Here is an 825-nt window from a genome sequence, read left to right as displayed (position 1 = left end):
TAAAATTACAAAAAGTGAATCTTTTTTGCAAGATTTTTTTGGTATATTTGAGGAGTTGTGCAACAAGCACAGCAGTTACAAGAAATTGCTAGGCAGGGGATTTATCAGAATTGGTAATTGTTGAATCAATGTTTTGTTTATATTTGTGATTGCCAGTGAATGAAGTACGCAACTTCTTGTAGCTGCGAAACGTTGTGCACAAGTTTAAACCGAACGAAATCTTGAAAAAAATAATTTACATATTAATACTTTTCTCATTTACTAATTGCAACCAAATGTCTGAAATAGAAAAAGCTTTATTAATTAAAGATGAAACAGAATCTATATTGAAAATTCAAGAAATACTTTGGAAAAAAACTGAATTATTCGATGATTTTGAAAACTTAAATGAAGCCGAAAAAACATTTCTTTACGTTGAGATATTGGAAGCCGAAATCAATAATGGAGGTTTTGACCAGTTTTTCTTTAACTCAAGTGGCGATTATGCAAACGAAACTTTGGAAGCTTTGAAAAGAATTGGAGCGACAAAAACCGCTAAATTAGTTGAAGAAGCTTACAGTTACTTTCCTGAAAATCCAATCCCGAAAAATAACGAAAAAAGACGCGAAATTTTAGAAAATATTGACGAGCAAACTTCCGAAAAATGGACTCAACTTGAAGAAAAATTTTATCTTTATGAAGAAAATATTGGCGGTTTAGTTTTAGATTATGTTAGAAAAAACATAAACGACTTTAAATAAAACCAGTGCACAACAGCGGTAACCGTTGCACAACCCCTTCAAAAAACTAAATTTTCATTCTAATCATAAAAAACAACCTCGTTTA

1 protein-coding gene is annotated in these 825 nt (G+C 30.7%); it reads left to right on the top strand.

The features are described from left to right. Positions 1 to 275: 275 nt before the first annotated feature. Entirely contained in the window at positions 276 to 740 is a 465-nt protein-coding gene (locus tag AC23MC_RS16415; RefSeq protein ID WP_487569405.1) for a DMP19 family protein, read from the top strand. The last annotated feature ends 85 nt before the right edge of the window (positions 741 to 825 follow it).

The sequence above is a fragment of the Flavobacterium sp. T50_26 genome (genome assembly GCF_057652995.1).
The sequence above is the reverse complement of the archived record's forward strand: the minus strand, read 5'-3'. Positions and strand labels throughout refer to the sequence as shown.